This window comes from Pseudomonas sp. BN414 (genome assembly GCF_029871275.1).
GTDB lineage: Bacteria > Pseudomonadota > Gammaproteobacteria > Pseudomonadales > Pseudomonadaceae > Metapseudomonas > Metapseudomonas resinovorans_C.
Map to the genome: position 1 here is coordinate 65,520 of NZ_SSOL01000031.1, position 13,646 is coordinate 79,165.

Annotated in this window: 8 protein-coding genes; 4 read left to right on the forward strand and 4 right to left on the reverse strand. The window is 62.6% G+C overall.

The features are described 5' to 3' along the window. Window positions 1–65: 65 nt before the first annotated feature. The 3 genes from zipA to E8E95_RS04435 form a co-directional block, all read right to left on the reverse strand. Window positions 66–881: a cell division protein ZipA gene (zipA, locus tag E8E95_RS04425; protein WP_077520958.1), complete on the reverse strand. Its 816-nt coding sequence runs from the start codon at window positions 879–881 to the stop codon at window positions 66–68. A 234-nt stretch (window positions 882–1,115) separates the two neighbouring features. Further along, on the reverse strand, window positions 1,116–4,604 hold the full coding sequence (gene smc / locus E8E95_RS04430) for a chromosome segregation protein SMC (protein WP_280348424.1): 3,489 nt from the start codon (window positions 4,602–4,604) through the stop codon (window positions 1,116–1,118). A gap of 13 nt (window positions 4,605–4,617) precedes the next feature. Then, complete coding sequence (locus E8E95_RS04435; RefSeq protein WP_280348426.1) at window positions 4,618–5,277, reverse strand: GntR family transcriptional regulator; 660 nt, start codon at window positions 5,275–5,277, stop codon at window positions 4,618–4,620. A gap of 403 nt (window positions 5,278–5,680) precedes the next feature. Between E8E95_RS04435 and xdhA the strand changes: the two genes are divergently transcribed. From xdhA to guaD, 4 genes are all read left to right on the forward strand, one after another. Further along, complete coding sequence (gene xdhA, locus E8E95_RS04440) at window positions 5,681–7,120, forward strand: xanthine dehydrogenase small subunit (protein ID WP_153917078.1); 1,440 nt, start codon at window positions 5,681–5,683, stop codon at window positions 7,118–7,120. 137 nt (window positions 7,121–7,257) lie between these two features. Continuing rightward, complete coding sequence (gene xdhB, locus E8E95_RS04445) at window positions 7,258–9,654, forward strand: xanthine dehydrogenase molybdopterin binding subunit (protein WP_280348429.1); 2,397 nt, start codon at window positions 7,258–7,260, stop codon at window positions 9,652–9,654. A 244-nt stretch (window positions 9,655–9,898) separates the two neighbouring features. Then, on the forward strand, window positions 9,899–10,732 hold the full coding sequence (xdhC, locus tag E8E95_RS04450) for a xanthine dehydrogenase accessory protein XdhC (protein WP_179057799.1): 834 nt from the start codon (window positions 9,899–9,901) through the stop codon (window positions 10,730–10,732). Between the two features lie 130 nt (window positions 10,733–10,862). After that, window positions 10,863–12,170 (forward strand): guanine deaminase, encoded by a 1,308-nt coding sequence (gene guaD, locus E8E95_RS04455; RefSeq protein WP_280348432.1) that lies wholly within the window; start codon window positions 10,863–10,865, stop codon window positions 12,168–12,170. A 376-nt stretch (window positions 12,171–12,546) separates the two neighbouring features. On the opposite strand, the gene E8E95_RS04460 is transcribed toward guaD, so the two are convergent. Further along, window positions 12,547–13,317: a GntR family transcriptional regulator gene (locus E8E95_RS04460; RefSeq protein WP_280348434.1), complete on the reverse strand. Its 771-nt coding sequence runs from the start codon at window positions 13,315–13,317 to the stop codon at window positions 12,547–12,549. Window positions 13,318–13,646 lie beyond the last annotated feature (329 nt).

Genomic DNA, 13,646 nt, shown 5'->3' on the forward strand with positions numbered 1-13,646 from the left:
TCAGGCTCTTTCTCTTGAAACAAAAAGAGCAGCCGGGGCTGCTCTTTCGTTGACTGCGCGCCGGATCAGCGCTTATGGGTCAGGTGCTTGCGCTCGAATTCGACGATGCGCTGGCGGTAATGCTCGATGGTTTGCGCAGTCATCACACTGCGCTGGTCATCTTTCAGCTCGCCATTCAGCTCCTGGGACAGCTTGCGTGCGGCAGCAACCATCACGTCGAAGGCCTGCTTCGGATGGCGCGGACCCGGCAGGCCGAGGAAGAAGCTCACGGCGCGGGTGCTGAAGTGGTCGATGTCATCCAGGTCAAAGGTGCCGGGCTTGACGCCATTGGCCATGGAGAACAGTACCTCGCCATTGCCAGCCATGCTTTCGTGGCGATGGAAGATGTCCATGGAGCCGAAGCGCAGGCCGCTTTCCAGAATGTTCTGCAGCAGGGCCGGGCCCTTGAAGCCGGCTTCGTCGCGGGCAACGACGTTGATGACCAGAACTTCCTCGACCGGAACTTCCTGCGCCTGCACCTGCGGGTGGACCTTGCCGTTTTTCTTGCCCTCATCGACGGGGTTGAGCAGGGTCGGCACCGGTTCGTCGAGGTTCAGGTCGCCCTGTTGCGGCTCGCCCCGGCGCTTGCCGGCTTCGCGCGCGCTCAGGGAAGGCAGGTCTTCCTCGTCCAGGGAGGGTTCCTGGTGTGAACGATCCTTGACCCGTGAAGGGCCAAGCAGGTTCGGATCCTCATCGTCATCCGGGGCATTGGAGAAGCTGCGATCCAGCTTGAACTTGAGTTTCCCCTTGCCGCCACTCATGCGGCGCCAGCCATCGAACAGAATGCCGGCGATTACGATGATGCCAATAACAATCAGCCACTCGCGCAGACCGATATCCATGTAGTCCTGTGTCCCCTAGTGAAAATGCAAACAGACAATGGTGAAGAAAGGACATCCCGTCCCCTGAAACGTGGCGCCCAACTCCATGTTCTGAATGGCGTTTTCCACGTGCGACAAAATTGGGCATAAAGCTAGCACGACCAGCCCAGCAGAGAAACCTCTGATAGCGGCTTACAACCGTGCCAACGCGAATTTGATCCTCCGACCCGTCAAGGGTTCGAATTCAGCCGACGATCAGGCTTCGACCATCGACATCGCCTCTTCCACATCCACCGCCACCAGGCGCGAGCAGCCGGGCTCGTGCATGGTCACACCCATCAACTGATCGGCCATTTCCATGGCGATCTTGTTGTGGGTGATATAGATGAATTGCACTTTCTCGGACATTTCTTTCACCAGACGCGCATATCGGCCGACGTTGGCGTCGTCCAGCGGCGCATCCACCTCATCCAGCATGCAGAACGGCGCGGGGTTGAGCTGGAAGATGGCAAATACCAGCGCCAGCGCGGTCAGCGCCTTTTCGCCACCGGAAAGCAGGTGGATGGTGCTGTTCTTCTTGCCCGGCGGGCGCGCCATGATCGCCACACCGGTATCCAGCAGGTCCTCGCCCGTCAGCTCCAGGTAGGCATGACCGCCGCCGAACACCTTCGGGAACAGCGCCTGGAGGCCGGCGTTGATCTGGTCGAAGGTTTCCTTGAAGCGGTTGCGGGTTTCCTTGTCGATCTTGCGAATGACGTTTTCCAGCGTTTCCAGGGCTTCCACCAGGTCGTCGTTCTGCGCGTCCAGGTAGCGCTTGCGCTCGGATTGCTGCTGGTATTCGTCGATGGCGGCGAGGTTGATCGGGCCGAGGCGCTGGATGCGCGCGGCAAGGCGTTCAAGCTCCTCTTCCCAAGCGGATTCGCTGGCTTCGGCGGTCAGGGTCGCAAGGACGCCGTGCAGGTCGTAGCCGTCCTCATGGAGCTGGTCCTGCAAGGTCTTGCGACGGACCGTCAGTGCCTGCCACTCCAGACGCTGCTGTTCCAGCTGGCCACGCAGCAATTGCGACTGCTGCTCGGCCTGGGTACGGCGCTTCTCGGCGTCACGCAGTTCACGATCAGCATCTTCCAGGGCCAGCCGGGCCAGTTTCAGCTCTTCTTCGACGCCCAGCCGCTTCTCCAGCAGCTCCTCCAGCTTCAGACGCAGCTCCTCCAGCGGTGCGGCGCCCTCCTCCAGGTTGAGGCTGAGTTGCTCGCGACGCTCATTGAGGCGCTCGAACTGCAGGCTCAGACGCTCGAGAGCCTGACGTGTGGAGTCGTGCTGCGCCGTGAGCGAGCCGACACGCACGGCCAACTGATGCGCGTGATCCTTGTGCTGGCGAGCCTCCTGGCGGATTCGATCCAGGCGTTCACGAAGGCCATCGCGCTCGGCCAGCAATTTTTCCCGTTGTTCGGTATCGCTGGCCATGGCGTCCAGCGCGTCCTGCAAGGTCAAGCGAGCCTCGCCCAGTTGCTCGTGCTCCAGGGCGCGCTGCTCGCCCAGCTCGCGAAGCTCCTCCTCCAGGCGACGGCGACGCAACGCCAGTTGCTCCACCTTCGCCTGCTGGGCGGACAGTCTTGCCTTGAGCTCACCCAGGCTGCGGGATTCATCCTGCAACAGGCGGCGCTGCTGCTCGCGGGACTCTTCCTGCTGGCGCTGGCCGTCGCGAAGCTGCTGCAGGCGTTCTTCCAGTTGTTCCAGGGCAGCTTCGCGCTCCTCGCGCTCGGCATGCAGGCGTTCCAGTTCCTGGCCACGCGCCAGCAAACCGCTCTCCGCCTCGCTGGCCCGGCGCACCCGAAGGAAGTTGCGACCGACCCAGTAACCATCCCGGCTGATCAGGCTTTCGCCCTCTGCCAGGCTGCTGCGGCGGGTCAATGCCTGTTCAAGGGTTTCCACCGGCAGGACCTTGCCCAGCCAGGGCCCCAGGTCCATCGGCGCTTCGACCTTGTCCAGCAGGCTGCCGGGCGCTCGCGCACCGCCCTTGCCGGCGCTGGCCAGGCGCAGTTCGCCCTGGCTGAAACCGGAAAGGTCGAGACCGTTGAAATCATCCAGCAGCACGGCCTGGAGATCGGCACCGAGGACGGTTTCCACCGCCAGCTCCCAGCCCTGCTCCACCCGCAGACCTTCAGCCAGTCGCGGGCGTTCCGCCAGTTGCTGCTCGCGCAGCCATTCAGCGGCACCCTTGCCCGGGTTAAGCGCGGCTTGCTGCAGGGCTTCCAGCGAGGCGATGCGACCATTCAGGCGCTGCAGTTCGCCCTGGGCCTGCTGCTGGGCCTGAGTGGCCTGCTGCAATTCTTCGCGAAGTTCGTCCAGGCGCTCCGCCAGGCCCTGTTCGGCAGCCTGGAGCTCTTCCAGGCGCATTTCGCCGACCGCCAGCTCTTCGAGCATTTCCTGGATTGCAGCATCTTCCGGGTCGGCAGCCAGTTGCGTCGCTTCGTCATTCAGGCGACGTTCGCGCTCCAGCAGACGTTCCAGACTCTGATCGAGCTGCTGGATACGCGACTGCTGGACCTCCGCCTGGCGACGCGGCTCCGCGCTGCGCTGGTTGAAGCCATCCCACTGCTCCTGCCAGGCATGCATGCCGGTTTCGGATTCTTCAAGCTGGGCGGCAGCCTCTTCGGCAGCCGCAGCACTCATTTCCTGCTCGGGGCCGAGCATATCCAGCTCTTCGCCCAGGGTGGCGAGCAGCGTGCGGTCGTGCCCCAGATGAGATTCGGTCTCCTGGCGAGCGCGCTCGGCCTCACGCAGGTCATCCTGCAATTGGCGCAGACGCTGCTGGCCGTGCTGGATGCTCTGCTCCACCCGGGCAATATCGCCCCCAACTGAATAGAAGCGCCCCTGCACCAGGTTGAAACGTTCGGACAGTTCATGGTGCCCGTCACGCAGGCGCTCGATGCTGGCGTCGGCATTGCGCTGCTCGGCCACCAGGGCTTCGAAGCTGATTTCCTGGTTGCCGATCACCGCTTCGCGCTGGCCAACCTGCTCATTCAGCGCCCGCCATTTCAGGGCGGCGAGCTGCGCCTTGAGCTGGCGCTCTTCGGCCTTGTATTCCTGGTATTTCTCGGCGGACTGGGCCTGCCGGTGCAAGCGCTCCAGCTGACGCTCCAGCTCCTCGCGCAGGTCGGTGAGACGTGCGAGGTTTTCCTGGGTACGACGGATTCGGCTTTCGGTCTCGCGACGGCGCTCCTTGTACTTGGAGATGCCGGCGGCTTCTTCGATGAAGTTGCGCAGGTCCTCGGGCTTGGCCTCGATCAGCTTTGAAATCATCCCCTGCTCGATGATCGAGTAGCTGCGCGGGCCCAGACCGGTGCCGAGGAAAATATCGGTGATGTCCCGGCGACGGCACTTGGTGCCGTTGAGGAAGTAGGTGTTCTGGCCGTCACGACTGACGCGGCGGCGAATGGAAATCTCGGCAAACGCGGCGTATTCGCCTACCAAGGTGTTGTCGGAATTGTCGAAGATCAGCTCGATGCTGGCCTGGGCGACCGGCTTGCGGGTGTTGGAGCCGTTGAAGATGACGTCGGTCATCGACTCGCCACGCAGGTTCTTCGCCGAACTCTCACCCATTACCCAGCGAACGGCGTCGATGATGTTCGATTTGCCGCAACCGTTGGGACCCACCACAGCGGCCATGTTGCTGGGGAAGCTGACGGTGGTCGGGTCCACGAAGGACTTGAACCCGGCCAGCTTGATGCACTTCAGCCGCATCGACGTGCTCCGCTCAACGTTCGGCCAGGGCCGCGAGCACCAGCTCGCAGTTCTGCTTGCCGTAGTCCAGCAGCACTTCGCGGACCTTTGCCTGGTCGCGTGCGATCACCGCCAGCAGCAGGTCGTCGAACACCGCGCCGAGGTTCTCCATCTGGCCGCGACGTCGCTCCAGGGCCATGTAGTAGGTGCGGGCGATGGCCGGTTGCAGGTTGTCCAAGGTCTGTTGCAGGTACGGGTTGTCGGCGAAGGGATAAGCGGCCTGCATGATGGCGAAGCTGGAATCGACGAACGCAAGGATGTCTTCCCGCTCGCGCGCTTCGACAAGGCGTTGCTGGATCACCCGGAAGGGCGCCAGGTCTTCCTCGCGGCGCCAATGCTCGGCAACCGCATAGCCCAGGAGGATGTACAGCTCCATCACCAGGGTATAGAGGCTGCGCACATGCTGCTGGGTCAACTCGGACACCTGGGCGCCACGGCGCGGCAGGATGGTGATCAGATGACGACGCTCCAGGATCAACAGCGCTTCGCGTACCGACCCCCGGCTGACATTCATGGCCAGGGTGACTTTCTGTTCCTGAATGCGCTCACGCTCTTTCAGCTCGCCGCGAATGATGCGCTCGGCCAGGTGCTGGGCAATCTGCTCGGAGAGGCTGTCCGGTGCCTTGAACGTCATGGTTTTCCTTTGAACTAGGGGCATGGTGCGCTGCGCCGGAGCTTTCCCGCGCCAAAGCTCCGGCGCTGACAGTACTACGGGTACGGGCAGTGGGTGCAAGAGCGAAAGGGGGAAATTTCCGACTCTGCCGCAGGACGCGGGCAGGCGCGCAGTCTACCACAAGGCATCGAGCGCCCCTGAACGACTTGCCCCGGCACCCATCCCTCACTTACCTACACTTAGGGCAGGTGGTACGAAATGCGTGTGAGCCTAGAGGCAGAGCGGACGCAACGTGCTAATAACCGAAACAGATGAAGATTTCCTGACTTCCGAGTCAAATATTTATTGACCCAAAAGTCAGACCTCTCTAAATTTGCCGTCATACGAGCCCTCGTAAAAACAATAAAGTGCCTGGAGGTCGTCCTTGATCCAGTTTTTACTCAACCGGGAGCTGCGCACCGAGCATGCCCTCGATCCCAATGTCACGGTGCTCAATTACCTGCGTGAGCATGTCGGCAAACCCGGTACCAAAGAAGGCTGCGCCTCGGGCGACTGTGGCGCCTGCACCGTGGTTGTCGGCGAGCTTGACGGTGATCGCGTCCGTTACCGCACGCTCAACTCCTGCCTGACCTTCGTGTCCTCGCTGCACGGCAAGCAACTCATTACCGTCGAAGACCTCAAGCACCGCGGCCAACTGCACTCCGTGCAGCAGGCGATGGTGGATTGCCACGGCTCCCAGTGCGGCTTCTGCACGCCTGGCTTCGTGATGTCGTTGTTCGCCCTGCAGAAGAACAGCGATGGCTTCGACAAGGCCCAGACCATGGAAGCCCTCGCCGGCAACCTGTGCCGCTGCACCGGCTATCGCCCGATCATCGACGCCGCCGAACAGGCCTGCTGCCAGAAGCAGCCCGACCAGTTCGATGCCGCCGAAGCCCAGACCGTCGCCCAGCTGAAGTCCATCGCCCCGCGCGATACCGCTGAACTGAACAGCGGCGACAAGCGCTGCCTGGTTCCGCTGACCGTCGCCGACCTGGCCGACTTCTATGTTTCCAACCCGCAGGCCCGCCTGCTGGCCGGCGGCACCGACCTGGCCCTGGAAGTCACCCAGTTCCACCGTGAACTGCCGGTGATGATCTATGTCGGCCACATCGAATCCATGAAACGCATCGAGGAGAACGGCAACTTCATCGAGATCGGCGCCGCTACCCCGCTGTCCGACTGCTACGAAACCCTCTCCCGCGAGTACCCGGACTTCGGCGAGCTGCTGCACCGCTTCGCCTCCTTGCAGATTCGCAACCAGGGCACCCTGGGCGGCAACATCGGCAACGCCTCGCCCATCGGTGACGCCCCGCCGCTGCTGATCGCCCTCGGTGCCGAGATCGTCCTGCGCAAGGGCAACCAGACCCGCATCCTGCCGCTGGACGAGTACTTCCTCGACTACAAGGTCACTGCCCGCCAGGAGTCCGAGTTCATCGAGAAAGTGCGCGTGCCCCGTGCCCGCAACAACCAGGCGTTCCGTGCCTATAAGGTTTCCAAGCGCCTGGACGACGACATTTCCGCAGTCTGTGCAGCCTTCAACCTGGTCATCGAGAACGGTGTCGTGCGCAAGGCCCGCGTCGCCTTCGGCGGCATGGCCGGCATTCCCAAGCGCGCCAGCGCCTGCGAGCAGGCCCTGATCGGCGCGGCCTGGTACCCGGGCACCGTCGAGCGCGCCTGCGAAGCACTGGCCAAGGACTTCACCCCGCTCTCGGACTTCCGCGCCAGCAAGGAATACCGCCTGCTGACCGCCCAGAACCTGCTGCGCAAGTTCTTCCTCGAGCTGCAATCCCCAGAAGTCGAAACCCGGGTGACCGCGTATGTGTGACTTCAAAAACGTCGCGAGCGAAGCGCCAGGCAAGGCAGCGGCTGGCGAGAAAGCGGAGTTTAGTCGGCTAAATGAGCATTTCGAGCCAGCAGCTAACGCAGCATGGCCGAGCGCAGCAGTTGTTGGAGACACACAGCATGTCTAATCACTTCAACCACAAGACCCAGGAAGAACTGGCGGAACTGTTCCGAGCCGATATCACCACCGGCGTGGGCCGCAGCGTCAAGCACGAGAGCGCGCCCAAACACGTCTCGGGTGAAGCGGTATACGTGGACGACCGCCTGGAGTTCCCCAACCAGCTGCACGTCTATGCCCGCATGAGCGATCGTGCCCATGCACGCATCACCCGCATCGATACCAGCCCCTGCTACCAGTTCCCGGGCGTGACGATCGCCATCACTGCCGAGGACGTTCCCGGCCAGTTGGACATCGGCCCGGTAGTCGCCGGCGACCCACTGCTGGCGGACGGCAAAGTCGAGTATGTCGGCCAGGTGGTCCTGGCCGTAGGTGCCGACAGCCTGGAAACCGCCCGCAAGGCAGCCATGGCGGCGATCGTCGAGTACGAGGACCTCGAGCCGGTACTGGATGTGGTCGACGCCCTGCGCAAGAAGCATTTCGTGCTGGACAGCCACCAGCACAAGCGCGGTGATTCCAGCACCGCCCTCGCCAGCGCGAAGAACCGCATCCAGGGCACCCTGCACATCGGTGGCCAGGAGCACTTCTACCTGGAAACCCAGATCTCCTCCGTCATGCCCACCGAAGACGGCGGCATGATCGTCTACACCTCCACCCAGAACGCCACCGAAGTGCAGAAACTGGTGGCCGAGGTGCTGGGCGTGCCGATGAACAAGATCGTCATCGACATGCGCCGCATGGGTGGCGGCTTCGGCGGCAAGGAAACCCAGGCTGCCGGCCCGGCCTGCCTGTGCGCGGTCATCGCGCACTTGACCGGTCGCCCGACCAAGATGCGCCTGCCGCGCATGGAAGACATGAGCATCACCGGCAAGCGTCACCCCTTCTACGTCGAGTACGACGTGGGCTTCGATGACAACGGCCTGCTCAGTGGCATCCAGCTGGAACTGGCGGGCAACTGCGGCTATTCGCCTGACCTGTCCGGCTCCATCGTCGATCGCGCGATGTTCCACTCGGACAACGCCTACTTCCTCGAAAACGCCACCATCAACGGCCACCGCTGCAAGACCAACACCGCCTCGAACACCGCCTACCGCGGTTTCGGCGGCCCGCAGGGGATGGTCGCGATCGAAGAGATCATGGACGCGATCTCCCGCCATCTGGGCAAGGACCCGCTGGAAGTCCGCAAGCTGAACTACTACGGCAAGGACGAGCGCAACGTCACCCACTACTACCAGACCGTCGAGCACAACATGCTCGTCGAGATGACCGAGGAGCTGGAGGCCAGCAGCGAGTACGCCAAGCGCCGCGAGGAAATTCGCGAGTTCAACGCCAAGAGCCCCGTGCTGAAGAAAGGCCTGGCGATGACGCCGGTGAAATTCGGCATCAGCTTCACCGCCACCTTCCTCAACCAGGCCGGTGCGCTGGTGCACATCTACACCGACGGCAGCATCCACCTGAACCACGGCGGCACCGAGATGGGCCAGGGCCTGAACACCAAGGTCGCCCAGGTAGTGGCCGAAGTCTTCCAGGTGGATATCTCACGCATCCAGATCACCGCCACCAATACCGACAAGGTGCCCAACACCTCGCCGACCGCCGCTTCCAGCGGTACCGACCTGAACGGCAAGGCCGCGCAGAACGCAGCCGAAACCATCAAGGGCCGTTTGGTGGAGTTCCTCGCCAATCACTTCAAGGTGACCACCGAGGACGTGGAGTTCAAGAACAACCAGGTACGCGTGCGCGACCACTTCCTCTCCTTCGAGGAAATGATCCAGCTCGCCTACTTCAACCAGATCTCGCTCTCCAGCACCGGCTTCTATCGCACGCCGAAGATCTTCTACGACCGCGATAAAGCCTCCGGCCGTCCGTTCTATTACTTCGCCTATGGCATGGCGTGCGCCGAAGTCATCGTCGACACCCTGACTGGCGAGTACAAGATGCTGCGCACCGACATCCTGCATGACGTGGGTGCCTCGCTGAACCCGGCCATCGACATCGGCCAGGTGGAAGGCGCCTTCGTCCAGGGCATGGGCTGGCTGACCATGGAAGAGCTGGTGTGGAACGCCAAGGGCAAGCTGATGACCAGCGGCCCGGCGAGCTACAAGATCCCGGCCATCGCCGACATGCCCATCGACTTGCGGGTGAAGCTGGTAGAGAACCGCAAGAACCCCGAGCAGACCGTGTTCCACTCCAAGGCTGTGGGCGAGCCGCCCTTCATGCTCGGCATCGCCGTCTGGTGCGCCATCAAGGACGCCGTCGCCAGTCTCGGCGACTACAAGGCGCAGCCGCAGATCGACGCGCCGGCCACCCCCGAGCGCGTGCTCTGGGGCGTCGAGCAGATGCGCAAACTCCAACAGCCGGCCCAGGCCGCCGAACAGGCGCAGGTCGAACCGGCATGACCCGGTAGGAGCCAGCTTGCTGGCGAATCGCTTGTCGTTGGAAGCAACGCTTTCGCCAGCAAGCTGGCTCCTACATAGAGAAAAAACGGTGCAGAACAATGACAACATCCACCGATCGAACGAAGACGACGCAGCCGGACAACGAACCTGTGCTGCTGGAAACGCTGCCGGCCCCGGTCCGTCCCAAGGATGACTGGCGGCTGTCACGGACCACCAGGCCACTGCGTAGCTGGAGACTGAGCAAATGAGCTGGATCAGCGCCCTCGCCGACCTTCAGCACCGTGGTGAACCCTGCGTGCTGGTGACCATCATCGAAGAGCGTGGTTCGACCCCGCGCAACGCCGGTTCGAAGATGGTCGTCACCGCCGAGCGGATCTTCGAGACCATCGGTGGTGGTCATCTCGAGTTCAAGGCCATGGAGATCGCCCGCGAGATGCTCGAGAATCGCAACCAGGACACGCGCCTGGAGCGTTTCAGCCTGGGCGCCAGCCTTGGCCAGTGCTGCGGTGGCGCCACCGTCCTGCTGTTCGAACCCATGGGCCAGCCCCAGGCACATATCGCCGTATTCGGTGCCGGCCACGTCGGTCGTGCACTGGTCCCGCTGCTCGCCAGCCTGCCCTGCAAGGTGCGCTGGATCGACTCACGGGAAAACGAGTTCCCCGAACACATTCCGGCTGGCGTGGAGAAAGTGGTCAACGAAGAGGTGGTCGACGAGATCGCCGAGATGCCCAAGGGCAGCTACTTCATCGTCATGACCCATAACCACCAGCTGGACCTGGAACTGACCGCCGAGATCCTCAAGCGCAACGACTTCGCCTACTTCGGCCTGATCGGTTCGAAGACCAAGCGCGTCAAGTTCGAGCATCGCCTGCGTGATCGTGGTTTCGCTGCCGAAACCATGCAACGCATGCGCTGCCCGATGGGCATCCAGGAGGTCAAAGGCAAGCTGCCGGTAGAGATCGCCATATCGATCGCCGGTGAAGTCGTCGCCACCTATAACGCCAACTTCGGCGCCGAAGTGAAGAAAGGCGAAACCGTCGCCAAGCTGGTCCCCGCCTCGCGCCGGGAACAGGCCTGAATTATTCCTTCCCCCACGGGGAAGGCGACGCGTAAGTGCCGGGTGGGGAGAGCCGCGTGACAGGGAGCTCCCCACTCCGGCCCTCCCTTCGCGGAACGCAAGAATCGCAACGCTAACGAACGAGACTGACATGACCAGCCACGTAACCGCCTACCGCTCCGCCATCCTGCACAGCATCGCCGACCCCGCCCTGGTGGGCGTCGAGCAGTCCTATCAGTATTTCGAGGACGGCCTGCTGGTGGTGGAAGACGGCCGCATCAAGGCCCTGGGCGACGCCAAGACCCTACTGCCGGGCCTGGACGCCGGCGTCGAGGTGCACGAGTACTGCGATGCCCTGATCACTCCCGGTTTCATCGACACCCATATCCACTTCCCCCAGACCGGCATGATTGCCTCCTACGGCGAGCAGTTGCTGGACTGGCTCAACACTTACACCTTCCCCACGGAAAAGCAGTTCGCCGACAAGGCCCACGCGGCCGATGTGGCCGGTATTTTCATCAAGGAACTGCTGCGCAACGGCACCACCACCGCACTGGTGTTCGGCACCGTGCACAAGGAGTCGGTGGATGCGTTCTTCGAGGCTGCGCAAGCGCTCGATCTGCGGATGATCGCCGGCAAGGTGCTGATGGACCGCAACGCCCCGGACTACCTGACCGACACGGCCGAGTCCGGCTATGCAGACAGCAAGGAGCTGATCGAGCGCTGGCACGGCAAGGGCCGACTGCACTATGCGGTGACACCGCGCTTCGCCCCCACCAGCACCCCCGAGCAACTGGAGCTGGCCGGCAAGCTGTACGCCGAATACCCGGGCCTGTACATGCACACCCACCTGTCCGAAAACCGCAAGGAAATCGAATGGGTGAAAGAACTGTTCCCGGAGCGCAAGGGTTACCTGGACGTCTATGACCACTACAAGCTGATCGGCGAGCGCTCCGTATTCGCCCACGGCGTGCACCTCTGCGACGACGAATGCAAACGCCTGGCGGAAACCGGTTCGGCAGTGGCCTTCTGCCCCACCTCCAACCTGTTCCTGGGCAGCGGCCTGTTCGACCTGCAGAAGCTGGAAGAGCACGGCGTGCGTGTGGGACTGGGCACCGACGTGGGCGCAGGCACCAGCTTCTCCCAGCTGCAATCGCTGAACGAGGCGTACAAGGTGATGCAGCTGCAGGGCAAGAAGCTCGATCCGTTCAAGTCCCTGTACCTGGCCACCCTGGGTGGCGCCCGCTCGCTCTACCTGGACGACAAGATCGGCAACTTCCAGGCCGGCAAGGACGCGGACTTCGTGGTCCTGGACTACAAGGCCACCCCGCTGCTGGACTACCGCATGCAGCAGGCCACGAGCCTTCCGGAACGCCTGTTCGCCCTGACCATCCTCGGCGACGACCGCACCGTGAAGGAAACCTTTGCCGCCGGTCGCAGCGTTCATAAGCGCGGTTGATCGAACGCGTAGACAGAAAAGCCCCGCTTCGGCGGGGCTTTTCTTTGGGAGTTCCCGTGGGTTCAGGAGCCTTGTAGGAGCTAGCTTGCTAGCGAAAAGGGGCCATTCGCTGGCAAGCCAGCTCCTACGGGCAATGCAACCCGTAGGATGGGTTGAGCGGAGCGATACCCCTGCGGACGCCAATTGATGGGTATCGCAAGCTCGCGGAACGCCGCCCGATCCATCCTACGCAATGTGGGAGCGAATTCATTCGCGATGCAGGCCGCAGGCCTGCCCTTTGCCCATCCTGGGGACCGCCATGCGGTCCTTAGCGAATAAATTCGCCCCCACAAAACAAAAAGCCCCGCATTCGCGGGGCTTTGTTTGCCGGGTCAAATCAGGCGCTGCGGGGTGAACTGCGGCCAGGCTTCTTCTTGGTCTGCAGCAGGTGCGAGAACACCGCGTGCAGGTCGTCCGAGGCACCGCTTTCGTCCAGGTTGAGCTTGTCGTCGATGTGGTCCATGTGATGCATCATCAACATCACGGCGCGTTCTGCATCGCGGGACTCGATAGCGTCGATCAGGCGATTGTGCTCATCGAAGGAGCAGTGGGAGCGGCTACCGCTCTCGTACTGGGCAATGATCAGCGAGGTCTGCGACACGAGGCTGCGCTGGAAGCTCACCAGCGGGGCGTTCTTCGCCGCCTCGGCCAGCTTCAGGTGAAACTCGCCGGAAAGGCGAATGCCGGCGCCACGATCACCGCGGGAGAAGCAAGCTTGCTCCTCGAGGACCATTTGCCGCAGTTCCTGCAATTGCTCAGCGGTGGCGTGCTCGACCGCGAGCTCGGTGATGGCACGCTCCACCAGACGGCGGGCATAGAAGATCTGACGGGCTTCCTCGACGCTGGGGCTAGCTACCACGGCGCCACGATTCGGCCGCAACAGCACCACGCCTTCGTGGGCGAGTCGCGACAGGGCACGGCGGATGATCGTGCGGCTGACACCGAAGATCTCGCCCAGGGCTTCTTCGCTCAGCTTGGTACCGGGTGCGAGGCGCTGCTCGAGAATAGCATCGAAAATATGTGCGTAGACGACGTCGTCCTGAGTGCCGCTGCGGGTGCTTTTGGCGGTGCGCGGCTGCTTCTTGAGTGGCTGCAACTGTTCGTTCATGGGGGCTCGCGTCAAAGGGGGGCGGCGGTCTTCCAGGGCCCTTTTTGCCCCTTTCCGCCAGGCTGAACGGGTAGATCAGCGAGGGAAATCAGGGAAAAAGCGAAGGATATTGTACACAATCATCCGACCTTGAACAGTTTCGCCGCAGCTCGAAGCCCATTCCTGACCGGTTGCACAGGTTTTTACAGCCGTTCTCGAATTGCTCATCGAGGGAAGACTGAAGCGACAAATCAGCGTATTTCCCTACATTTTTTTGTCATAAGCGCGCCTGGCCGAGTGCCATTCCGTGCTTTCGACTGCCTCCCTCCGTTTTTCTCTCCAAACCACAA